We start from the raw sequence: 23,563 nt of genomic DNA on the forward strand, positions 1-23,563 counted from the left end.
GACTGTACGAAGGGGAGATACCCATCATGACGTTATTCGGTTTATAATAAAGTCGTGTACGTTATGGAATGGCTGTTGTTGACCTGTGATGGAGGTTGAACACTGTTCCACTGACAGCACGTATTTTACTATTCTAAGGACAACGATTGTTCTGGTAGGTATAGAGGGGTTTTTAATGATGCAAGAAAACTTTTGGCGCGATTTACCACGACCTTTTTTTGTACTAGCACCTATGGAAGATGTGACAGATGTTGTGTTTCGACATGTGGTGAGTGAGGCAGGCAGACCGGATGTGTATTTTACGGAGTTTGCGAATACGGAGAGTTATTGTCACCCGGAGGGGAACAAAAGCGTACGTGGACGCTTGACTTTTACCCCAGATGAACAGCCCATTGTGGCACATATCTGGGGAGATAAGCCGGAATTTTTCCGTGAAATGAGCATCGGCATGGCGAAAGAAGGATTCAAAGGCATCGATATTAATATGGGTTGTCCAGTGGCGAATGTAGCAGAGAATGGGAAGGGCAGCGGCCTGATCTGCCGTCCTGAAATCGCAGCGGATATCATCCAAGCCGCCAAAGCCGGGGGACTGCCTGTCAGTGTAAAAACAAGGCTCGGTTTTAGTGAACTAGACGAATGGCGTGACTGGTTAACCCATATTTTGAAACAAGACATTGTTAATCTGTCCATTCATCTTCGGACAAGAGAGGAAATGAGCAAAGTAAAAGCTCATTGGGAACTGATTCCGGAGATTAAGAAGCTTCGTGATGAGGTGGCGCCAAATACACTTCTGACCATTAACGGCGATATCCCTGATCGTCAGACCGGCCAGCAGCTTGCTGAGCAATACGGTGTCGACGGCATTATGATTGGACGCGGTATTTTTCAAAATCCATATGCATTTGAGAAAGAGCCGAAGGAGCACAGCAGTGCGGAACTGCTTGATCTGCTGCAGCTCCATCTGAATCTGCATGATCAATACTCAGCAGAAGAACCACGTTCGTTTAGTGCGCTTACCCGTTTCTTCAAAGTCTATGTCCGTGGGTTTCGAGGGGCAAGTGAACTCCGAACCAGCTTGATGAACGCCAAATCCAAAAGCGAAGTGCGTGTATTGCTGAATGAATTTGGAAACAAGGAGCATGATGGGGCTGAGGAACATGGGGAAGCCAATTACGCGCAATGAAGCAGTGTCGAGTGACATAAACATGATCTCATTAAAGGCCGCGATAATCGCGGCTTTTTTATTTATGGGATCAAGTTCTTGTCAAAATCAAATGACAAGAACTTGATCATATTCCCGACAGAATAAAACAACTTGACCAAAAATCCTTTTACTAAGTGAGGAGATGAAGAAGGCTTAATAAGAAAGAAGTCACATGAATTGCTATTGAATTCAACTAACGAGCAGGTTAACACGCCAGCCATTTTAGTTTGCAGCCGACTTGTAAATCGATGTACTCCCCCGGTATGTGACACAAAGTTAGTCATTCGCATACAGTGAAAAGGCACAAGCACATTTAGATGAAAATGTGTTGGGGAGGAAAGTGTAGTGGCGACTGCAAAAACTATTGCTTTACTAGACACCGGAGTTGGTACTCGTGAGGTTTCTATTAATTCTGACCTAGAGGGCACGTTCGCCTTGCAAGGTATCAAATTGACTGAAGGTGAATCTATAACAGTGAAAAGAGGTAGTATATCCAAGGAATTAATCCTCAGAAAGATTACATTACCAGATGAGGTCGGAAATTTCTTGAGGCTTAACACTATTAATATAGCTTTATTCGGTTTTACAAGAGGTCAAAGAATATCAGTTGCGTTTGACACCAAAACAAATACAATGACTCTAAGAAGTATTGGAGCTAAGTAATTGTTGAACGAGTGGAGTTTTTATCGAGGGCTAGATTCCAATGTGATGAATATAGTTGGATTGGACGTACTTGGCACTTTTAGCTGTGTTGGGGGAGGCAAATGTATTGGCGATTGAAAAAACTACGGCCATGCTCATCTCAATCGGAACTGAAACGCGTGAGGTTTCTGTTAATTTTGGTATCAACTTCCCTTTCGGTAAATCCATAACAGTGAAGAGAGGTGGCATTTCCAAGAAATTAATCCTCACAAGGGATTCGTTTGAAGATGATCCGCCTGGAAATTTGTTGAGACTTAACAATAACGATATAGCCTTATTCGGTTTTACTTTAGATCAAAGAATAACAGTTGAGTTTAACACCAACACAAATACAATGACGCTTGGTAGTATTGGAGCTAAATAATAAAGGCTTAACACCGCCCATCCAATCGGGGGAGGATGAAATGTCGAACGAAATTGTAATTGCGGCGGTCGGCGATCTGCTGATGAAGCCTCGGCTCATCCAATTGCTTCAGACTAGCAGCCAAACGGGCGAAAATGATGTTCAAAGAAGGACAACTTACGCTTTCGAGCAGATGTTTGAACCGGTTGCCGGTTATTTGCGGGATGCACATTTAACAATCGGCAATTTGGAAAGTACCTTCGCCGGCGGTACGGATGTTAGTTTCAACAAGACGAGACGCAATCCTAAAAACCGCAATCCGATATTCAAAAGCCCGGACGCTTTTGCGCAGGCGCTGTCGGCAGCGGGCTTCGATATGGTGGCGACAGCCAACAACCATTGCGCGGATTACGGCGTTCGCGGACTCAAACGGACGCTGGATGTGCTCGACAAGAACCGCCTCGACCACATCGGTACGTACCGGACTGCGCAAGAATCGATGGTGCTCTGTGTGCGGAATGTCAAAGGCATGCGTATCGGCATCTTGTCGTATACGCGGGATACGAACGGCATGCACGTACCGAAGAGCCAGCCAGCAGGCGTTAAAAAGCTCGTACGCGCGAGGATAAAGAATGACTTGAAACGGCTGCGAGCAGGCACGGATTTTATTATCGTGTACATGCATTGCGGATTCGAGTACGAGAATAACGCAGCTACCCACCAAAAGCAGTGGGTCCACTTCCTGTTCCGGAACGGCGCGGACGTGGTGCTGGGATCGCATCCGCATGTCCTTCAGCCGGCAATGACACGAACGGTGAAGGACGTCTCAGGGCAGACGAGAAAACGGTTCGCCATTTACTCACTCGGTAACTTTATCTCCACTCGGTTGCACGGCAAGGACGAGGCTCTGACCGGTATCATAATTAGACTTACGCTACGCAAAAATTCCAGCGGCAAAGTTCGGCTCACAGGCGTCGAAGGCATCCCAACCTGGGTAAGCATCAATAAGAACGGGAAGCCCGCAATGTGCCTCATCGTGCCTTTACATGAAGCGATCAGTAAGTCAAACGATTTTCCAAAGGAACAGTTGGTGCGAATGAAACGTGCCTTTCAAGCCACTCTCCGTATGTACAGAGGGGTACTGACAATTCCGAGCTAAGGAATCTTATGCATTGATTTTTTACTGCAAGAAGAAACCAACCCTATATAGAGTTGGTTTCTTTTTATACTCATTTTGAAAATTCGCCAAGATCGTGTTCGTGTTAGACTGCGTTATTTTTGGCACACATTCCTTCTAATCAATAAGAATATAACACGAAATGCGTTGGAATAAATAAAAGAGATTCAGTATGATGGCATTAATCATTTCCGCTTATTAAAAGCACATTCATATAGAAGGAGAAGATAATATGATTCTAATAACTGGAGCAAACGGGAAAACTGGTCGTGCAGTCATTAAAGCTTTACTTTCTAAAGGAGAGCGAATAAGGGCTCTTGTTCGTAGAACCGAACAAATTGAGGAAATAAGCTCATTAGGAGAAATGGAAGTAGTTACAGGAGATATGATGGATCAAAAGTCTGTAAATGAAGCTTTCGTCGGAGTTAGGGCTGTATATCACATTTGTTCAGCTATGAATCCCTATGAAGTTCAAATCGGTCAAGTGATAGTAGAAGCGGCGCGTTTGGCCGAAGTAGAACATTTCGTATTCCATTCCGTTATTCATCCCGTAATTCAAGAAATGCCGCATCATCAGAAAAAACTCATGGTTGAGGAGCTTCTAGTGAATTCAGGTATCCCATATACGATTATGCAGCCAGGGGTATTTATGCAGAATATTCTCGAGTCTTGGAACTTACTTAGTGAACAAGGAATCTTTCAGCAAAAGTATTTTACGACTCAAGAAACTCGTATAGGCATGGTTGACTTAGAAGACTTAGCCGAGGCAGCTTCAATCATCCTTACTAAACCAGGACATAAATGGGCTACATATGAAATATGTGGACCTGAAAATTTATCGTTGTCTGATATGATAACAGCAATGGAGCAGCATTTTGGCCATGCGATCAAAGTAGTAACGCCTCAAGACGAAATGTTCGAAACAGAATTAAAAAAGCGTGGAACAGGAGAGTATCAAGTAGATACAATAGTAAAGATGTTTAAACATTACAATGAACACGGATCTATCGGTAATTCTAATGTTCTAACGTGGATATTAGGTCGAAAGCCAAATGATTTTTCATCCTTCATTCATCGAACAATAACAAGCAAGAACTGATCTGTTAGAAAACGCCGCCGGCATTTAACTGCTCTCGAACACCTCCGGTATTGGTTTTCTGTGAAAAGCTTTAATATCTTGAAGCGGAGGGAGCCCGAATAGCCGTCGGTATTCTCGGTTGAATTGAGCTGGACTTTCGTATCCGACCTCCAGCGCCGCGGCGGTCGCGTTCGCAGAGCCGTTCAGCATAAGGCGTCTCGCCTCTTGGAGGCGAAGCTGTTTCTGATATTGCTGGGGAGCCATCGTTGTGACAGCTTTGAATTTATGATGAAGTCCGGAGACGCTCATTTTGGACGATCTTGCCACCTCTTCGATCGTGAAGGTTCTGTTGTAGTTCTCCTTGATCCATTCAATGGCTCTGTTGATCCCCTCGTTCTGTTGATCCATGAATACGCGTTGGACAAACAAGTGACCGTGATCTCCGGTAAGCAAGCGGAAGATCATCTCGCGCTTGATCAGCGAAGAGAGAAAACGGATTTCCACTTCAGGCTTCCCATGCAACTCCAACAGCCGGATGAAAAGAAGCTGTAAATGGTCATCGGATTTACCTACGTAGGCGCCAGGGCCAAGATTTCGGTCGAGCGGCTTCACACCAATACCGGAATCCGTCATGACAGAAGCAATTTCGTCTGCCGTTATATCGACTCGCAAGCCGAAATACGGCGATTGCGGAGTAGCTCCGACAACCTGGCCGGAAGCGGGGATATCAATTAGCGATACCAAATAGTCGCCTGGGCCATAATAAATCGTGTCCTGACCGAGATGGAGCTTCTTAGCGCCTTGTAGAATCAGGCAAAATGAGGGGGTGAGGACGCCGGGGATTATCGCAGTCGGCTGGCTGCGCCGGACTAGAGAGAAGAAGGGGACTGATGTCTCCGTACGACCTTCTGCGAGATTGAAAGCAGCTGTCATCATCAATAATTGGTCTAAATTCGTATGCATGGGAAAGCCCCCTTATCTAGTCTTCCTCTCCAATTATACGCTGACTTCATAAAGATCGCCATCATGAATATCTAAGCGTTAAGGATATGATTTGCAGGATTGAGCAAATTATAAGCAGAAATGATCTACTTCCCAATGTCGTTTCGCGTCATAATGAGCGTAGCACATGAAAGGGAGGTTATCCTCTTGAAAGAACATTCAAAACGGATTATTTTGACGATGATCGTCGCCTGTCAGCTGATGATGGTGCTCGACAGTTCCGTATTGGTTACAGCATTACCCGAAATTGGTCGCACACTGCATTTGTCTACAGCTGCTTTGACTTGGGTGCAGAACAGTTATATTTTAGCCTTCGGTGGGTTCTTGTTGTTAGGTGCTCGTGCTGGGGACATCCTAGGAAGGAGAAAAATATTCAGTGCTGGAATCGCTTTGTTTTCGCTGGCATCGATACTAGCTGGCTTGGCACCGTCCTCTTCGCTTCTGCTTGCGGCTCGCGCTCTCCAAGGATTGGCCGCTGCAATGGCGACGCCGTCGGCGCTAGCCTTATTGACTGTCAACTTCTCGGAAGCCCGGGAACGGACGAAGGCAATAGCCGTTTACAGTGGCGTAACGGGAGCCGGAGGCAGCGTCGGCCTGATTATCGGGGGATTGCTGACTGATGTGATCTCTTGGCGCGCCGGGATGTTCCTCAATGTTCCGATTGGCATCGCGCTACTCCTTTTGGCGCCTCGATATTTGCGGGAGACAGAGATGAAAGCTGGCCGTCTGGATATACTAGGAGCCATGACATCGGTAATCGGCATGACGGCGCTGGCATTTGGTTTTGTACAAGCCGCGTCAGTCGGATGGATCGCGTTAAAGGTTTGGGGCTCGCTTGCTCTAGGCGGAATCTCACTGGCGGCATTCGTATGGATAGAAGCGCGAGCGAAAGAACCGATTACGCCGCTTCGCCTCTTCGCGAGCAGAATGCGTTCCGGAGCTTATTTGGGTAGGTTATTGCTCATTTGCGGAAATTATCCGATCTTTTTCTTCGTACCGCAGTTTCTACAGCATGTCCTTCACTTCAATGCATTGGAAGCTGGGCTTGCAATCATGCCTTTCACGGTCGTTCAGTTCGCAATGATGTATGCTATGCCATCGCTCGTAACCCGCTTCGGGAATGTAAAAGTATTAATCGCCGGACTCGGAATCGCGATCGCCGGAACGGGCTGGCTCAGCTTCATTTCTGCGGATTCGAGCTTCTTCCCTGATATGTTCTTCCCATTAATCGTAATGGGGGGCGGCGCCGGTATGATCTTCCAGCCATTCACGACGTTAGGCTTGTCAGACGTGGAGGCCAAGGATGCGGGAGCGGCGTCGGGTATGGTCAATGTCGCACATCAGACTGGCGCGTCGCTTGGGCTTGCGGTTCTAATTGCCGTCTTTGAAGCGGCGAACAGAGGGGCAGCTCCTTCAATCGCGTCTTTTGCCCATGCAATATCAGTTTCAATCTGGGGTTCGGTCATTTTCTTGACTGCCTCACTCGTTGTCGTCTTGATCATACTGCTGCCAGCGGATAAAAAGAACGCAGCGCGCCGTCGTGCAGGGCGCAGAACGATTATCGCCAAGGGACGAGTTAGTTAAGTTTACGGCGGTTGAATCGTGTCGAATGACAAGAACATTATTTCATTAAAGGTCGCGAAAATCGCGGCTTTTTTTACTTAAGTAATCAAGTAAAATCAACCTAACGATTCTGCCTCACAAGAGGTACATGTAGCATGATGGAACAATTGGATACGGAATTTAGTAAAGCATTCAAGGAAAAAAATGTGTAGCACGTGAAAGAGCAGGATTGACAACCTATCTATTGCGGTATACCATTAGAACGATCGTTCTATCTAATGGGCAGAAGGAGGCGAATTCATGTTCGAACAACATAATAAGGTGCAGAAGGCCGTCCTAGAGACAACGTTAAATCTGATCATTGATAAGGAACTTCAAGCCACATCAATGTCATTGATTGCTAAGGAGTCCGGTGTCTCTACTGGAAACATTTATCATTACTTTAGCAGCAAGGAAGATATTATTAATGAATTATACAAGGCGATTGTGCGTTTTAATGGAGATTTCGTTACGAAGGATTTAAATGAGACTGATTCCATTCAAACACAGTTTCGCAAGGCATGGAGTAACTTAATTGAGTTGGGTATTTTATATCCGAAAGGATTTCGTTTTATTGAGCAATATTCCTTCTCACCTTATATTTACGAAGAATCTAAAGTAGAGGCTTATGAGAAAGGATGGTGTGGACCTCTAGAAAAGTTGTATCGGCAGGCAATCGATAACGGAACATTCGTTGATGGTATGAATCCTCGAATGATGGTGCAGATGCATTATGGATCATTTGTTTATCTTCTGAAAAGTCACCAACAAGCTTTTCTAAAATTGACAGATGATATCGCGCTCCAAGCGATTCGATCCTGCTGGAACTCTGTGAGCCAAGAAAGGTTTGAACAGTAGTTCAGGCCAATTCTTTTGCAAGTATTAGATCGAACGTTCGGTTTATAATTATGGTTAAGCTAACCTGGATATCAAATGTATGTAAATTACTTGAATAGCAAAATACCAATGGAGGTATAAAAACAATGGAAAAGAAGACGATTTTTATTACAGGAACAAGTTCAGGATTGGGAAAATTAACTGCAATTCATTTTGCAAAGCTGGGATGGAATGTAGCTGCGACCATGCGTTCTCCAGAGAAAGAAACTGAACTCACCGCATACGACAATATTAAAATCTTCAAACTGGACGTAACAAACGTGGAAGAGGTAAACGCGGCAGTTAGTGATGCAGTTTCAGCCTTTGGTAAGATCGACGTCGTTGTGAACAATGCAGGAATGGGATCATATGGGGCACTGGAATTGGCTGCCGAAGAAACGATAGATTGGCAGTTTTCTGTGAATGTTCGCGGTCCAATCAATGTCATTCGTAAATTCATGCCACATTTCAGAGCTGTAGGGGGCGGAATGTTTATCAATATTAGCTCATTTATGGGTGTAACCTCTGCTGTTCCACTTGGCTCTTTATATAATATGTCAAAGTTTGCTTTAGAAGGTTTGACGGAAGGTCTATATTATGAGCTTAAAAAATTGAATGTTGAGCTTCGTCTTATCGAACAAGGCGGATCCAAGGGCAATAATTTTGTGAATAGCATCATTTGGAATAAAGATGAGAACATAAAGGCGTACGATGATTTAATGAATAAAGTGTCCACTATGATGGCGAACACGCCTGAAGATCGACTCGATGACCCACAAACAATTGTAAATGCTATAGCTGCACAAGCAACTGGAGAGAGCAAGCAATTCCGAACAGTTGTAGGTGAGTCAGGGAAAGGGTTGCTGGCTCTCCGTAATTCAGTTCCTATTGAGAAATATCTGGAAACAATTGCTTCAAATTATAACTAATACTGATTCTTTTAGTCTTTCTTTGATTTACACCCTGAACCGTTATGATAAAACAATTGTTCCGATAGTCGATGTGTATCCAATTGAGATTTGGATGAAGGGACTCAGTAAAAGGTTTCAAATTAAAATCGCAGTAGCCATCGAGTTAGCTAAGAAAGATTTAATAGAAAGCAATTAAGGTAGATCCAACAACAAGTTGTTCAACTAACGAGGAACGTTAGTTCAAAAAGCAACGACGGCAGCCGGTTCTATGTTCGGTTGCCGTTTTCCGTTGAAGGGTGCTGAATTTGGCTTTCATTACTTAATCGTGATGGTGCGAAATTTGATGCAAAATTCGGTCGTAAACCATGGCAGCCTATATTGAACTATCGGGCAGAATTCAATTTATGATGAAATACGAGGTTTGAGAAATAAAAAGACTTCTATCTGAATGTGCAAGAATGAATGACAAACGGGGCACTCCAATAAGGAAAGGAGGCAGCATATACAACTCTGCCGTTCTTTCCGTATTGGTTTTGTTAGGTTGTGGAAGGGATTTGTGTAAAGTCAGTAGGCGCATATCTCTGGTTAGTAACGAGATTACCAAACTCGTCAATTCCGAATGCGGATACAATTACATAAGTCGTATATTGCGAGATGATATTATATAGAACTTCATAGGTAATGTTACCAGCAATAAAAAACGTTATCACTTGACTGGCTTGAGCTGCTAAAGTAATGGATTGCTCATATACAGGGACAAAGGTTGCCCCATCAACCGAACCTAATATGGTAAAAACAACGGTTATTGAACTCGATGTATTCCCATTAAAAGTATTAACGACGATAGTTGATGCAGCGGTGCCAATATCGCGCGTATTTGTAATCCATCCTGAAGTATATGGCATCAGGTTCACTCCTTTCTATATTCTCTTATTATTTTATGAAGAAGAATCAAGGTTGTCCTATGCGTTTATTACTATGGTGAGCGGATTATGGTGCATACTAACGATTTGCTTGGCATTGAACTTTTTGCGCTTCTGCATGCTCTTAGCTATGAAAGGGGAGAGAACTTGATGGTAAGCCGTCTTGTCAGACAAGCTAAAAAAGGAAATAGCACAAAGAAAACTTGAGTCAGATCAAAGCGCCAAGTGAAATGGAGGATCGGCTGCGTCAAGCGCTGTATCGCGTCCCGGCAAAGAAGCGAAAGCGGAAACGGGCATTGTCATGGAGCCTTTCAGCAGCTTCTGCGCTACTGCTCTTCATTCTGACGTACCAGTACCCGGCCTTCGCGTATTACGGAGGCAAGCTGTTGAATCGTATCGAGCTGACCTCGCTTAGTTTCTCCGAACTCGCTGATCGAGGCTATGGACAAACCATTGGCAAAAGCACAACGCTCCAAGACGGCACGGTCATTACCGTTAACGGCGTAATCGCCGATGATAATGAGTTTCTGATGTATTACACGATTGATCTTCCGAAGGGCGAGACGTTTAAGATCGAAGATTCCAGCCGTTTTGGTATTGATAAAGTAACAGGTTTTATGACGGACTCAAACACGACGGAGGGCGGCAGCGGGTACAATAAGGATCGAACCCAGCTGCAGGGCGTCCAAAAATTCGAACCGGTCAGCGCTTTCTCGCGAACGTTAACAGTCGATTTCATCGAGTGGCAGGACGTTGGCAAGACGAAGGTGTATCCACTCTCGTTCAAATTCGAGGCGAATAAAGCGATGAAGAGCATCCTTCGAGCGGAAATAGCGAAATCCGTGCCCGTCGACGAAGGGATGGTGGTTTACGATTCGATTACGGCATCACCGACTTCAACGGTGATTAAAGGGCACTACGAGATGGACAATGGCGAACCTCCGAGATATCCGGGCACGATGAAGCTTATGGTGAATGGGGTTGAAGTAAATTCATGGGGAATGAGATCAAGCGCATCGCGCGAGATGGGCATTACGAATTTTGAACTCGGATATGACGTGCTGCCGACCGACAAAATCGAAACGATGGTTATCGTACTTGAAAGTTTCACAGGATATCAGAAGGTGACGGAACCGATCCCGCTTACTTCGCCTTCTGATCGATCGATCCGAATCAACACGGAGAAGTTATTCATTCGAAGCGTGACCAAGACTGCATCGGGTTATGATATCGTCATTGCAAGGGCGCAGTTTACGCAGCTCGACACCGACCAGCTATTCGTGCAAGCCGGAGGCAAGCGCATACCGGTCGCTGCAATTTCGCAGGCGCGTCCATGGGATTTGGGGAACAATAACGTGTTCTGGGAGCAGACGTTTTCCGTGAAAACGTGGGATAAGCCGGAATTTCTTCTGTTAACCGGCTTCCACTATATTAAGCCATATAAGAAGACGATTTCAATTCCAATGAACGCCAAGAAATAGAAGCTAACGCCAAATAGAGGGGCAGCATCACTTTTAATGAACCATAAAGGAGGATAATTTTTTCGTTTTTTCGAAAGTGCACGGAAGGTATTGCGTAAGCGATAAAAGAATTAAAAGTATATGGACTGGATAATGATTATAAATCAATATAGTTTGCGAATATCAGGTAATGAATGGGATGCCAGTGATTTGGCTCAGGATGCTTCGATAAAGCTAATTGAGGCGCTTCGTGCAAATCCCGAAAGACCGATAACGAAAGCTTTTCTGTACCGATTGGTGAAACATACTTGGATCGATACCATACGAAAACAGAAAATGGTTACTGTCCCGTATAATCCAAGCTACGAAAAAGGTGGGAATTGATCCTCGCTTGTCTACTATGGAACTGCTGGAGCTGGTTGCTGAAAGGCTGCCAGCTGCAATGGGCGTCATTGTATTGTTAATGGATGTCTTCCGCTTTACAGCCAAAGAAACTGCTGAAATCATAAGAATGAAAGAAGCGTCTGTCCAAGTTGCATTGGGGCGCGCACGGGTTCGTCACTAATGGAGGGTTCACGAAATGGAAAAAAAAGCATTATTAAAACGAATTGAATGTGCTTATTTGCCAGTGAAAGACGTTGTTGCTTCTGCAGCTTGGTATGAGAGCGTGTTAGGTTTGGAGTTGAGATCACCGATTCAACCTGGCAGCGGTGCGATCATGATTTTGGAAAGTGGACAATGGTTGTTTTTATTGCCTTGCCCTGATGGGCATCCTCTAAGTTTTGTGACGACAGGATGGACCGAGGGTAATACTCCATTTGAGATGTTTCCGATCTGCTTTGAAACAGATGATATTAGAAGATTGGATGCTTCATTGAGAGAATCCGGAGTATGGACCGAAGTTGAGATTCGTAATGAAGGTGGCTGTGGGCTGCAGCTTGACTTCAAAGATCCGGATGGAAACAAATTTCAAGCATGGCAACAGCCCGTTCCAGCTCCAATTCCTCTAGAGCCGTTGATTTCAAAATAAAGTTAAGGTGACAAGAACATTATCTCATTAAAAGCCGCGAAAATTGCGGCTTTTTTATTTATGAGATCAAGTTCTTGTCAAAACCAAATGACAATAACTTATTCCCATTTCACTCCTGTAAACGTTTACAAGTAATCGAACATCTTCTATAATCAACATACATCATTTACCAGTAAAAAAAGTTTACCGAGGTCAGATTCGACATGCACAATGGCATCTAATAATGTGAAACCAGCCAAAAACAAAATAATACTTCGGAGGTCATGATGAACAAAGAACCAGTCACACTAAACCTTTTAATTTACGATTGGATGGTGCACGGCTTTCAGAAATACCTGGACAAGTTCAATGAAAGATATCCATGGATTACGATCAATCCTATTGATTCCGCGGGACGCGAAGCTCTGAGTTTAATCGAGTGGCAAAATAATTTACAAAAAGAGGGCAAGTCTGCGGATTTAGCAATAACGTACGATTGCTTTTATTGGATTGTAAAAGGTTTGCTTGAGGATTTAACGCCTTATATTAGGAACGATAATACGATAAATAGCTCAACTATTGTTGAAGGAACGCTGGACGCCTACAAAACTGGCGATCACACTTATGCTGTTCCCGTATTTACAAACACATTTTGGTTTTATGTCAATAAAGATTTGTTGAAAAGCTTAAATCTAGAGATGCCGCCGAACGATTGGACATATGATGATTTCTTTGAACTCGCAATAAAGGCCACCAACCTTTCGATACATCAATATGGTCTTGACTTTACTCCATGTATCACATGGTATGTTAAATCGTTATATTCGATTGCGAACGGACATGCAGATCATTTATTTTTCATGAACAGTGATTTGACGGAAAGTGTTATTGATACACCCGAGGTCATTGCGGACATTCAATGGATGTACGATCTCTTCAACAAACATCAAGTGATCGTTAATGGAAATGTACTACGCACTGTTGGGGAGCGCTTTCCACAAGGAAAAGCATTATTTGTAATCGGAGATTTCCCGCCTGACCCTCATTGGAGCTTCGATTGGGACGTATTGCCGATGCCGAGAGGTACAAAGAAGCAAGTTACGACGCATATGGTTACATCTATGGGAGTACTTGCAGCCTCAGAGCACAAGGAGGAAGCGTATCAATTTATTAGCTTTTTCTACGAACTAGAAACACAAAAGTTATTAGCGGATGATTCAAAAGTGACAGCCATTCTGCACCCTGAGCTGGATCATTATTACGATGAAATCGACCACTGGAAGGGAAAAAATGTCGATGCCATTAAACTTTCAAATCTAATTGGCAGTCAAGATCCAGTCCTGATGGACCCGGCGTATAATACAGAATATTTACCGCTTCATCATGATAGTAACTGGAAAATAGAGTCTGGTGAATGTAGTTTTAGTGACATCACAAAAGAAATTGATAGCTGGAGTAGAAGAAAAATTAAGTTTAATCCTAATAAATAAGAAAGTCGGGCAGACCACGAGCCGAAAGAAGTTCTTACATGTTCAGGAGGAGTCTATATGATATTAGAGAAAGTTATAAATAGAATTGAAATACAAAGTGAATATAAGGATTTTGTTGACAAGTATATAGATAATTTACTTACCGAATTTAAAGGTAAGATTCATAGCATTTATATGTGTGGCTCGATTCCAAAAGGAACAGCTAAACCTTTTAAGTCAGATGCAGACTTTACTATTGTATGTGTAAATCCCGAAGATATTGATTACGAAAGAGTGTCAACTATTAAAGACAGGCTTTTGGAAGAATATCCAGTAGTAACTAAGATTGATACGATAATTTGCTCGATTGACGATGTATTAAGTAAACCGAATGAGTGGGGTTTTTGGATTAAGATCATTTGCGTTTGCTTATATGGTCATGACGTTGGTGAACAAGTGCCACCGATAATTGCTTCTCCAGCGTTCATTTTAGACTTAAATACAGAGACCAAGAAGGAAGTAGCTCGTATACATAGTTCACTTTCTAATGCTAGTGATAACACAATGAAAACTAGATATATTAAAGGTTATTCTAAGAGATTAATTCGTGCATTATACTCTTTGGTTTTAGAAGATACAGGTGTATGGCAAGATGACATTATTAAGATGAAGGATGCCATATTAGACTATTGCGAGATTGACTCCGCTTTAGTTGATTATCTGTATGCTTGTTACTTGGATAGTCATGTACTTGTTGAAGAGTTTCTGGGAATAGCAGATGAAGTATATAGCTATTTTGAGAACGCCTTAAATACAATGGCTGCTTCCAGAACTTCCTTCGGGTAACACCATATTGACGCTCGGGGTCACTCTGAGAAGCGGGTGACCACATCCAGCAGCGGCTCTAAGGGGCCAAGACGTCGTCAATACAAAATGTTAGCCTAAACATACTAGGTCAAGCGACGGCAGCCGGTCAGCAATCGGCTGCTGTTTTTCATTGAAGTAACGGGCATTTTAGTTAAAAGGAAAATATTTACACAAGACCACTTGTACGATAATATTTGAGTGTTGGAATCCGCAACTATGCTTTTTAGGAGGAAGTTAATAATATGCTAACAGCTCCAGTGAAAAACGTAATTAATTGTTGTATTCCTGTTATGAATGTCAAAGAATCAGCAGATTGGTATGTGAAACATCTTGGCTGTAGATACGAAGGAGAAATAAGAGAGGGAGATACGTTTTTAAGATTATCGAGTGGACCTGACATCAATTTACTAAAAGTAGACGAAACCGTCCAATGGAAGCTAAATGGTTTTGTAATTCCAATTATCCAAATCCATACAGATGATGCCAATGCATTGCACCAGTATTTAAAGTTAAATGGAGTATCAGTCGAAGATGTTTTTGACCATTCATGGATTGGTTATAGTTTTGCAATGTATGACCCCGATGGAAATAAGATATTAATATGGCAAGCAAATGATTTGCTAGAATCATAAATTCAGTCGTTAAACTAAGGGAGAACATTTGCTGAATAAGAATATCGAGTCACCAAGAGTCGCAGGCTTCCCTATGGGAGAGGAGCATAAACAGATGGTGGAACAAGAAATTCAAATGATCTCAGATGTAATCTATGGGGAAGCGGACGGCAAGCCGCTGCTGCTCGACATCGCTATGCCATCGCAGCAGATAGGTAAACTTCCGATTGCCTTGTATATTCATGGAGGCGCGTGGTTATGGGGTGACAAGGCTGAACCTTCGGAGAGCGGGATGTTTGTTCGTCACTTTGCAGCCCAGGGCTACTTCTCCGTTAGCATCAATTATCGATTCAGCAACGAAGCGATCTATCCTGCACAGTTGCATGATGCGAAGGCAGCTGTTCGTTGGCTTCGAGCGAACGCAGAATCTTTCGGTGCCGATCCGGCACGGATTGGTGTGTTCGGGCATTCCGCCGGCGGGCATCTGGCGGCATTGCTAGGTACGACTGGACAGGTAGAAGAAATGGAAGGCCGTAGTGGGAATCCCGGTATTTCCAGCTCCGTGCAGGCGGTTGCCGCCTGGTCGGCCCCAGTCGATTTCCTGCAGATGTTGGTCGGCTTTCATGACTCACCTGAGTCGTTAGAATCTCGACTAATCGGCGGATACGTGAGAGAGCATCCGGAAAGGGCAAAGATGGCCAGCCCGATTACATTTATAACAGATGCCGCGCCACCATTCTTGATCATTCACGGTACTGAAGATGAGATTATTCCATTCAATCAGGCGGAAATTTTACACGAAGCGCTTCATAACTCCAGTATTCTGGCAATCAAAGGAGCCAATCATAGTCTTCAAGGCGGCAATCTTTGCTGGGAAGATGTTCTCCAGACGACTCAAATTTTCTTTAATCGACATATTCGGATCTAGCCCGTAGGCTAGCAAAAGATGAGGAGGATTAAGATGAGTAAGTCTATTAGTCACGTACAGATTCCAGTTAGAAACTTGGGCGAGGCAATTACTTGGTATACTACCTATTTGGATTGTAAGTTACATGCTAATTTCAGTGAATTTTCAATCATTAGTTTTGCTGAGGATAAAACACATATTTTTTTATGGCAAACTTCCGACGAAACTACCTCAACATTCTCTGTTAACGGAGAACCCTTTCCTACGATTGGATTTCAAGTTGATGACATGGATGAATTATGTAAGAAGGTATCTGAAGGTGCCATAAAAGTACATGGGGATCCAAAAGCATCACCAGTAGAGGAAGGCAGAAGGTTTCTTAAAATATTCGATTTAGACGGAAATTTGCTAGTCGCACATACTGCCTAACGTTAATGGTCGTTACTTTGGTAACTTGGAATAATATTCGAGTAGTACAATTGCAATGAGGCTCCCGGCATTGATGACGTACATAGATTCGGGCTAAGGGTGATGATGTGTGTTCGTGGAATTGGAGAGAATTACTGAAGGTGGATTAGATACATTAGAAAATCTCTTTGAATTTGTTGCGTATGACTTGTCTGAACTGAGTGGTTCAGATATTAGTGAAGAGGGCTCATTTATTCGTAGTCTTAATCATAGAGATTGGTATGAAAGTCAGAATTATGACTTGTTTTTTATAAGAGTTGATAGTAAATTAGCTGGTTTTGTTATCATAAAAAAACTTATAGAAGAAGGTACTTACTACCTCAATCATTTTTTTATCTTAAAGAAATTTAGGAATAAGAACGTAGGAAAAGAAGCTGCATATAAGGCATTCAATTTGTATTTGGGCAACTGGAAAGTTAGTGAATTTGATTGGAATATTCCTGCTCAGATATTCTGGAGAAAAGTAGTAAACGAATATACAAATGGTCAGTTCACCGAAACTAGGCGCAAAGACAACAAAGGACCAGCACAAGAGTTTAAAAATTTTTTTAATGATGGAGCTTTAAGCTTACGGGCACTTTAGTGTAACAAACAGGAGAAGCAGTCTGCGGGCGGCAGCTGCTCCTTTGTTATTAAGCGAATGGGCAGGATAGCTCCATGACATGACGAATTATTCGAGTAATAAAACTAGGGGGCATAGAATGGATAAAGAGACAGTCTGGCAAAATATCTGGCAGAAAGTCGAAAATGATGGACAATCTAGTTTGAATAAATATGAAAAAATTTGGTTAAACGTTGATGGATTAATCGGTGATGTGAGCGGAGGCGGCTTGATTAGTTTCTTTTATAATCATGGTGCAGACAATTATAAGGAAACTATCGAAGACCTTGAAACAATCGGGGCAGAATCTGCAATTACATTAGTAAACAATATTGGTTCTATGTTCCCTGGTGGAGTACCTCCTGAAAATATAGAAGAACGGAATGAGATTATCGATTCATTGGACCACGATGAACTAAATGAGTTCTTCGAAAATTTGGATGAACAGTTTTATGCAATTATGGATGACCTGGAAAATAAGCTAGATCCAGTCATTGAAAAAGCAATAAAGCTAGCTGACGAGTAACATTATATATGCCATTCAACGATAGCTCAATCACGATATACGGCAGCTGGTCAAACGATCAGCTGCCGTGTCCATTGAAGTAACGGCAGTATAGCGCAATGATTATCCTCATTTAGAGAAACCCAATTACAATCAAGAATTACAAATGAAGTATAATATTCCTTATGAAAGGAGGGCGTTGTGATGAGGATAAACTTATGGATGATCAGTGTAATCGCGTTGTTCGCGATCAGCGGCTGTCGGGGGCAAAAGACTTCGTTTCAGGCGGATACTTTCTCGGATAAGGATAAGTGCATTGTTAGCATACAAAATAGCAAGGTCTTGTGTTATGGCGATTCGAGAGCGGATATCGAGGCGATCATTCAGGACGGTGGCGATAGTGGGCATCCCTTTGTAATGTATCATTCGGGTGTGCGCGTGGCGTATCGCGGCGATGTCGCCGTGGGCTTTCAACTGTTGGAGGGTTCTGAAGACGTGTATCAAACGGCTCGCGGAGCACGCGTCGGGATGAGCAAAGCCGAAGTCATGAATCTCTATGGGCTCAAATATGCGCATGAAGCAACGCCGAATAATCTCGATTATGCCTACGACATGAAGATGGGTAAGTTTGTCGAAAAGACGCAAGTATTCTCTGTTGCGGTTCAGGAGAAGCGAGAGCAGATTTTCCTAGTCTCCGCGATGTTCGATGGCAACCAGGGAGGCGCGGCCTCTCAGATTGGACTGATAGATCAGAAGATGGCGATTTTTTTAGAGTAGTCTAACGGGACACTATAACACAACAAACAAGAAGAAACGGCAGCCAGAATAATGGTGCCAGTTTCTCATCTTACGGGCTAGTATAGCTACTTTTGCCTTACTAATTCGTCAATATGTTGTCTGAAGAAAACGGTAAGGCAGGTGGGTACAATTCTAAGAAGCAGCTTCCTCGTTGTGATATTAATTTTGGTCCTTGGTATTACTGGGTGTGTAAACGATGTTCTGGATGGAAAAGAGATTGTCAGCATTAAACTCGAATGTGCAGACGGATGTAAGAAAATGCAGACAGCAGCATTTGTAGATGACAGCGTGACTTATGAGAAAATTGATGAAATAAGGATATTCCAGAGAGCAATCAGTAAAGCGATAATAATGAAAGGTGACATAGATTATAGTGCAATGTTGTTCATGTACCTTTCGTTCGAAGACGGCACAGAAAAGAAATACGTGTTAAACGTTGCTGACGAAGATGGAAGTACCGCCTTACTCGTCGATATAGCGGATAGAGTGCAAGGATACGAAATACCAAAAGATCAGACTGCTGAACTAAGAAAGATTATTTATCAGGCTAAATCATAGCACGTACGCCGCCGCGGTCGACGAGTCCGTCCAGCTGCGATATCTGGCCGGACCGGATGTGGAAGAGATGGCGAAGCTGCGCTGGTCGGCATCGGAAGACCGCTATCTGGGCGCCATACGGGATCTGATGGGACAGACGGTTTGGCGGAATCAGCAGCAACCTAACACTTCGTGAGCGACCGGACTGGGTGGTTCTTTCCGATTCGCAAAATAGGTAAGGAAGGTTTCGCGTCCCGCATCCTTCCTAGTCATTGGGGTACCTCGGACTCAAGCAACGTTGGGTCTGGGGTACCCTTTTCTGTTTTAAGGTAAATTATGTAAAGTAATTCTAAGCATATCCGTTGGAAGAGACGATACAGGAAGAAAGGAGGTTGGTACTGATGAAGAACGGGGTAATAATGTATGCAAGAAGTGTGTTGGCGTTCCTAATGGCAATGACCGCCTTGGCGGCATTTATTCCAAACGGTCATGCTCGAGGTGAAGGAACGATGCTCAAAACGGGCAATTATGTCTATAGTGTCTCTCCGGATGGAGGCAATTCACCGGATCTGCTATCGACCGGTCTGATGGCGGCGGCGAAAAGCGTATTGTATGACGGCACAACCGCCTATGCAGGCTGGATGGGGAAAGCGAAATCGCCGATGACGGTGCATGTGGTGATCGACTTGCTCAGGGATTATCCCCTTGATCAATTGCGTGTGGTGATGAACTCACCGAACAAATACTGGGGCTTCAAAGATATGACCGTCAAATACCGCCCGGAAGCGGCGACGGGTTATTACATCGCAACCAGGCATATCAGACAAGGCACCGAGCTGAACTATACGGTCAACGTGCCGATGGCGGGCGTGACGGCCAGGTTCATCGTGCTGGACATCACACGCACGCAAGCCTTTCAGCATATCCCTCTGACGGAAGTTGAAATCACGCAAGGCAGCGGCACGCCGGGGCAAAATCCGAAGCCCTCGTTCACCGCGGAGCAGTTAAAGGCCGAGCTGAACAAGGACGCCTTGCTGGTGGACCGTTACGGCCAATGGATGAACGATGCTTGGCCGGGAAAAATCACCTCCGACGCGCAGCTGCGTCAGAACTATACGGACGAAGCCGACGCCTTGGCGAACGTCGCATATGACCCGGCAATCTACGATTCTTACGGCGGCATCAAGCGTATTGGGAAATACGAGAGTACCGGCTATTTCAGGCTGGAGCAGGTCAACGGCAAATGGTGGTTCATTACGCCGGACGGGTATCCTTTCTTATTGAAAGGGGTGGATGCTGCAAGTTTATGGGAAGCCGGCTACAAGACGCCGACGCAGAAGCCGGACGGCACGCCAAGGCAAATATTCGAGCAGCTGCCCGACCGGACGCTCTACGCGCCGGCTTATACCAAGGACGAGAACGGCGAGTACGTCAGCTTCAGTGTCTCGAATGTAATGAAGAAGTACGGCAGCGATTACGAGGCGAAATGGGGGGATATCACGCGCAAACGCCTGATACAGTGGGGGTTCAACGCCTTCAGCAAGTGGACCAAGCCGAAGGGCGTCGCTTTTCCGTACGTTCAGGTGCTGCAGGACCCTGCTAACTTGCGAAGAATCCTATGGTCGTACGACGTGTTCGATCCTCAGACCGCGCCGATCATCGAGAGTACGCTAAAGACGCAGCTGCAAAACGCGCGCACCAGCAAGTGGTTAATCGGCTACACCTACGATAACGAAGCAGGCTGGACAACCGATATCGTCAAAGAGCTGCTGATGTACGGGGCGGATTCTCCGGCGAAAGGCGCCTTCGTCGATTATTATGCCACCCGGCACGGCAGTCTCGATAACGTCAATATGCTGCTCGGCATGAACGCCGTTTCGTTCAACGCGCTCAAGGACACTCCGATCGCAATCACCAAGGTATCCTCTGCGGACGTATCCGGCTTTATCACCTTGGCATCCGAGACGTATTACGCTATGATCCGCGACATCCTGAAGCGGAATGACCCGAATCATTTGTTTCTCGGCTCCACTATCGTCCCTACTTGGCGAACGAGCTTGGATTGGGATCGGGGGGCGATGCCGTATGTCGATGCCTTCTCGGTGGACAGTTATACGAGGGATGGCAGCTGGATGGACGAATATGAGGCTTTCGGGAAGCCGCTGCTCAATCTCGAGCATTCCTTCGGCTCGTCCGACCGCGGTTTGTCATATATCAGCGCCCCTACGAAGACGACCAGTACCCTTGAGCGGGGAGTAGCCTACCGGGCATTCGCGGAAAGCCAGGCACAGAATCCGCTGTTCGTCGGCTCAGGCTGGTATGCCTATTTCGATCAGGCCGTCACCGGACGCGTGGACGGAGAAAGCTACAATATCGGACTCGTAGATCAGCAGGATCAGCCATACACGGAAATGGTCAGCATTATGAAGATGGCTCACGCGGGATTGGAAAACATACATCTGTACGGCATTAACCTCGCCGCCGGTGCTGCAGTCGCGGCCAGCTCGACCCATGTTGCAACGCTTGCGCCCGCTAACGCGGTCGACGGTGACGGGACGACGCGCTGGGGCTCGAACTATACCGACAACGAGTGGATCTATGCCGATCTCGGCGCGGTCAAGACGGTGAACCGGGTTTATCTGAGCTGGGAGGCAGCCTATGCGAAAGCCTACAAGATCCAAGTATCGAATGATGCCAAGACCTGGACGGATGTATTCGCGACCACTTCCGGGGACGGGGGGATCGACGATATCTCGTTCTCAGCCAAGAGCGCAAGATATGTGCGGATGCTGGGTATGAAGCGGGGTTCGGCTTACGGGTACTCGTTATGGAGGTTTGAGGTATTTGCTTCGACTTCTGGCCTGTCATTTTTGGAGGATTAATAATCGTACTCGGGCTAATCATTTTTGCAATTGTTATTAATAATTGGACAAAGAAATACCTTTAGAGCGCCGACGCTTATTGAACTAACGGACACATTTGCTGAGCTGAATAAGAATATCGTGTCAACCAGGAATCGCAGGCTTAACTATGGGAGAGGAGTAATAATAGATGTTCGAACAAGAAATTCAAATGATCTCAGATGTATCTATGGGGAAGCGGACGGCAAGCCGCTGTTGCTCGACATCGCTATGCCATCGCAGCCGGTAGGTAAACTTCCGATTGCATTGTATATTCATGGAGGCGCGTGGTTATGGGGTGACAAGGCTGAACCTTCGGAGAGCGGGATGTTTGTTCGTCACTTTGCAGCCCAGGGCTACCTCTCCGTTAGCATCAATTATCGATTCAACAACGAAGCGATCTATCCTGCGCAGTTGCATGATGCGAAGGCAGCTGTTCGTTGGCTTCGAGCGAACGCAGAATCTTTCGGTGCCGATCCGGCTCGGATTGGCGTGTTCGGGCATTCCGCCGGCGGGCATCTGGCGGCATTGCTAGGTACGACTGGACAGGCAGAAGAAATGGAAGGCTGTAGCGGGAATCCCGGTATTTCCAGCTCCGTGCAGGCGGTTGCCGCCTGGTCGGCCCCAGTCGATTTCCAGCAGATGTTGGTCGGCTTTCATGACTCACCTGAGTCGTTGGAATCTCGACTAATCGGCGGATATGTGAGAGAGCATCCGGAAAGGGCAAAGATGGCCAGCCCGATTACATTTGTAACAGATGCCGCGCCCACCATTCTTGATCATTCACGGTACTGAAGATGAGATTATTCCATTCAAACAGGCAGAAATATTACACGAAGCGCTTCATAACTCCAGTTTTCTGGCAATCAAAGGAGCCAATCATAGTCTTCAAGGCGGCAATCTTGGCTGGGAAGATGTTCTCCAGACGACTCAAATTTTCTTTAATCGACATATTCGGATTTAGCCCATATAAATCCGAATATATTACTCTGATGGAGAGGCGCATCTTACCAGTATTCTGCTAACGTGCACGTTAACACACCGCTGAACAGGCCACCTATCGATCGGTGGCCTGTTCAGCTAACGAGCAGTTTAGTTATTGTTTAATCGATTCTCAAGACTTTCTTCACTTCTACTTCATTCGAAAACAAGTTGGTGAACGTAATGATATAGTTATGGTAAGGAGGGTTAAGCCGGAACGCTGCATCCAGGTTACGGACTTTCTCCAAACTACTGTAACTTTCAAAGCTTTATTGAAAATCACAGTATGGACTTCTAGCGAACGATTACATTGACAAAACTGAGTAATATTGAAACCGCCCGTTTAGATGGACGTATTTAATAAAATCAGCAATTATGGAGGTAGTGGAATTATGAATAGGAAGAACAAGATGAAACCCGCAATGGCGCTTGCATTAGGAATCGCCCTTGGTGTAGCCATTGGCGTGGCAATGGATAATATCTCAGTTGGTATCGGTCTTGGAATAGCGTTTAGCGTAGTATTCGGAGGATTTAGAATAAAAAAGAATCCACCGGATGCCTGAAAATGATCAGTAAATAAATGGTGCCGACAGAAGTCGGCACCATTTATTTCAATCTTTAACTGGAAACTG

General features: G+C 44.8%; 27 protein-coding genes. 25 read left to right on the forward strand and 2 right to left on the reverse strand.

Annotation, left to right across the window (positions count from 1 at the left end; all coding sequences use genetic code 11):
• Positions 1 to 178: 178 nt before the first annotated feature.
• The 5 genes from AC0YN4_RS03000 (at position 179) to AC0YN4_RS03020 (ending at position 4,525) form a co-directional block, all read left to right on the forward strand.
• Positions 179 to 1,183, forward strand: coding sequence for a tRNA dihydrouridine synthase (locus tag AC0YN4_RS03000; protein ID WP_475835094.1), 1,005 nt, complete (start codon positions 179 to 181; stop codon positions 1,181 to 1,183).
• A gap of 366 nt (positions 1,184 to 1,549) precedes the next feature.
• Positions 1,550 to 1,867 carry a hypothetical protein gene (locus AC0YN4_RS03005; RefSeq protein ID WP_475835095.1) on the forward strand — a complete coding sequence of 106 codons (318 nt, stop codon included), beginning with the start codon at positions 1,550 to 1,552 and terminating at the stop codon, positions 1,865 to 1,867.
• A gap of 106 nt (positions 1,868 to 1,973) precedes the next feature.
• Complete coding sequence (locus tag AC0YN4_RS03010) at positions 1,974 to 2,270, forward strand: hypothetical protein (protein ID WP_475780979.1); 297 nt, start codon at positions 1,974 to 1,976, stop codon at positions 2,268 to 2,270.
• Between the two features lie 40 nt (positions 2,271 to 2,310).
• Entirely contained in the window at positions 2,311 to 3,408 is a 1,098-nt protein-coding gene (locus AC0YN4_RS03015; protein WP_475835096.1) for a CapA family protein, read from the forward strand.
• 250 nt (positions 3,409 to 3,658) lie between these two features.
• Entirely contained in the window at positions 3,659 to 4,525 is an 867-nt protein-coding gene (locus AC0YN4_RS03020) for an SDR family oxidoreductase (RefSeq protein WP_475835097.1), read from the forward strand.
• Positions 4,526 to 4,549: 24 nt separating this feature from the next.
• Here the strand turns inward: AC0YN4_RS03020 and AC0YN4_RS03025 are convergent, their stop codons facing one another.
• Entirely contained in the window at positions 4,550 to 5,467 is a 918-nt protein-coding gene (locus AC0YN4_RS03025) for an AraC family transcriptional regulator (RefSeq protein WP_475835098.1), read from the reverse strand.
• Between the two features lie 186 nt (positions 5,468 to 5,653).
• Between AC0YN4_RS03025 and AC0YN4_RS03030 the strand changes: the two genes are divergently transcribed.
• The 3 genes from AC0YN4_RS03030 to AC0YN4_RS03040 all read left to right on the forward strand — a co-directional run bounded on the left by AC0YN4_RS03030 (position 5,654) and on the right by AC0YN4_RS03040 (position 8,913).
• Complete coding sequence (locus tag AC0YN4_RS03030) at positions 5,654 to 7,090, forward strand: MFS transporter (protein ID WP_475835099.1); 1,437 nt, start codon at positions 5,654 to 5,656, stop codon at positions 7,088 to 7,090.
• 279 nt (positions 7,091 to 7,369) lie between these two features.
• Positions 7,370 to 7,966, forward strand: a complete 597-nt coding sequence (locus tag AC0YN4_RS03035; RefSeq protein WP_475780984.1) for a TetR/AcrR family transcriptional regulator — start codon at positions 7,370 to 7,372, stop codon at positions 7,964 to 7,966.
• 125 nt (positions 7,967 to 8,091) lie between these two features.
• Entirely contained in the window at positions 8,092 to 8,913 is an 822-nt protein-coding gene (locus AC0YN4_RS03040) for an SDR family oxidoreductase (RefSeq protein ID WP_475780985.1), read from the forward strand.
• 518 nt (positions 8,914 to 9,431) lie between these two features.
• On the opposite strand, the gene AC0YN4_RS03045 is transcribed toward AC0YN4_RS03040, so the two are convergent.
• A complete protein-coding gene (locus AC0YN4_RS03045) occupies positions 9,432 to 9,800 on the reverse strand; it encodes a hypothetical protein (protein WP_475780986.1) in 369 nt (122 codons plus the stop codon).
• 221 nt (positions 9,801 to 10,021) lie between these two features.
• Here AC0YN4_RS03045 and AC0YN4_RS03050 point away from each other — a divergent pair, with 221 nt between their 5' ends.
• From AC0YN4_RS03050 to AC0YN4_RS03130, 17 genes are all read left to right on the forward strand, one after another.
• The gene (locus tag AC0YN4_RS03050) at positions 10,022 to 11,299 is read left to right on the forward strand and encodes a DUF4179 domain-containing protein (RefSeq protein WP_475835100.1); all 1,278 of its coding nucleotides are present in this window, start codon (positions 10,022 to 10,024) and stop codon (positions 11,297 to 11,299) included.
• A 132-nt stretch (positions 11,300 to 11,431) separates the two neighbouring features.
• On the forward strand, positions 11,432 to 11,662 hold the full coding sequence (locus AC0YN4_RS03055; protein ID WP_475835101.1) for an RNA polymerase sigma factor: 231 nt from the start codon (positions 11,432 to 11,434) through the stop codon (positions 11,660 to 11,662).
• Positions 11,663 to 11,678: 16 nt separating this feature from the next.
• Positions 11,679 to 11,843: a sigma factor-like helix-turn-helix DNA-binding protein gene (locus AC0YN4_RS03060; RefSeq protein WP_475835102.1), complete on the forward strand. Its 165-nt coding sequence runs from the start codon at positions 11,679 to 11,681 to the stop codon at positions 11,841 to 11,843.
• Positions 11,844 to 11,858: 15 nt separating this feature from the next.
• Positions 11,859 to 12,308 (forward strand): VOC family protein, encoded by a 450-nt coding sequence (locus AC0YN4_RS03065; RefSeq protein ID WP_475835103.1) that lies wholly within the window; start codon positions 11,859 to 11,861, stop codon positions 12,306 to 12,308.
• Positions 12,309 to 12,574: 266 nt separating this feature from the next.
• Entirely contained in the window at positions 12,575 to 13,777 is a 1,203-nt protein-coding gene (locus AC0YN4_RS03070) for an extracellular solute-binding protein (RefSeq protein ID WP_475835104.1), read from the forward strand.
• 57 nt (positions 13,778 to 13,834) lie between these two features.
• Positions 13,835 to 14,602: a nucleotidyltransferase domain-containing protein gene (locus AC0YN4_RS03075; protein WP_475835105.1), complete on the forward strand. Its 768-nt coding sequence runs from the start codon at positions 13,835 to 13,837 to the stop codon at positions 14,600 to 14,602.
• 263 nt (positions 14,603 to 14,865) lie between these two features.
• Entirely contained in the window at positions 14,866 to 15,255 is a 390-nt protein-coding gene (locus AC0YN4_RS03080) for a VOC family protein (RefSeq protein ID WP_475784799.1), read from the forward strand.
• A gap of 94 nt (positions 15,256 to 15,349) precedes the next feature.
• A complete protein-coding gene (locus AC0YN4_RS03085) occupies positions 15,350 to 16,162 on the forward strand; it encodes an alpha/beta hydrolase fold domain-containing protein (RefSeq protein ID WP_475835106.1) in 813 nt (270 codons plus the stop codon).
• A 33-nt stretch (positions 16,163 to 16,195) separates the two neighbouring features.
• On the forward strand, positions 16,196 to 16,570 hold the full coding sequence (locus tag AC0YN4_RS03090; RefSeq protein WP_475835107.1) for a VOC family protein: 375 nt from the start codon (positions 16,196 to 16,198) through the stop codon (positions 16,568 to 16,570).
• 115 nt (positions 16,571 to 16,685) lie between these two features.
• A complete protein-coding gene (locus AC0YN4_RS03095; protein ID WP_475784802.1) occupies positions 16,686 to 17,192 on the forward strand; it encodes a GNAT family N-acetyltransferase in 507 nt (168 codons plus the stop codon).
• Between the two features lie 118 nt (positions 17,193 to 17,310).
• Positions 17,311 to 17,736: a DMP19 family protein gene (locus tag AC0YN4_RS03100; protein WP_475835108.1), complete on the forward strand. Its 426-nt coding sequence runs from the start codon at positions 17,311 to 17,313 to the stop codon at positions 17,734 to 17,736.
• A 183-nt stretch (positions 17,737 to 17,919) separates the two neighbouring features.
• Positions 17,920 to 18,492: a hypothetical protein gene (locus AC0YN4_RS03105; RefSeq protein WP_475835109.1), complete on the forward strand. Its 573-nt coding sequence runs from the start codon at positions 17,920 to 17,922 to the stop codon at positions 18,490 to 18,492.
• Positions 18,493 to 18,633: 141 nt separating this feature from the next.
• A complete protein-coding gene (locus AC0YN4_RS03110; protein ID WP_475835110.1) occupies positions 18,634 to 19,071 on the forward strand; it encodes a hypothetical protein in 438 nt (145 codons plus the stop codon).
• A gap of 380 nt (positions 19,072 to 19,451) precedes the next feature.
• Positions 19,452 to 21,932, forward strand: coding sequence for a discoidin domain-containing protein (locus AC0YN4_RS03115; RefSeq protein WP_475835111.1), 2,481 nt, complete (start codon positions 19,452 to 19,454; stop codon positions 21,930 to 21,932).
• Between the two features lie 120 nt (positions 21,933 to 22,052).
• Positions 22,053 to 22,745 (forward strand): alpha/beta hydrolase fold domain-containing protein, encoded by a 693-nt coding sequence (locus AC0YN4_RS03120; RefSeq protein WP_475835112.1) that lies wholly within the window; start codon positions 22,053 to 22,055, stop codon positions 22,743 to 22,745.
• Complete coding sequence (locus AC0YN4_RS03125) at positions 22,708 to 22,914, forward strand: alpha/beta hydrolase family protein (protein ID WP_475835113.1); 207 nt, start codon at positions 22,708 to 22,710, stop codon at positions 22,912 to 22,914. The genes AC0YN4_RS03120 and AC0YN4_RS03125 overlap by 38 nt, the downstream gene beginning before the upstream one ends.
• A gap of 409 nt (positions 22,915 to 23,323) precedes the next feature.
• Positions 23,324 to 23,494 carry a glycine zipper domain-containing protein gene (locus tag AC0YN4_RS03130; protein ID WP_475835114.1) on the forward strand — a complete coding sequence of 57 codons (171 nt, stop codon included), beginning with the start codon at positions 23,324 to 23,326 and terminating at the stop codon, positions 23,492 to 23,494.
• Positions 23,495 to 23,563 lie beyond the last annotated feature (69 nt).

This window comes from Paenibacillus sp. J22R3 (assembly GCF_056269305.1).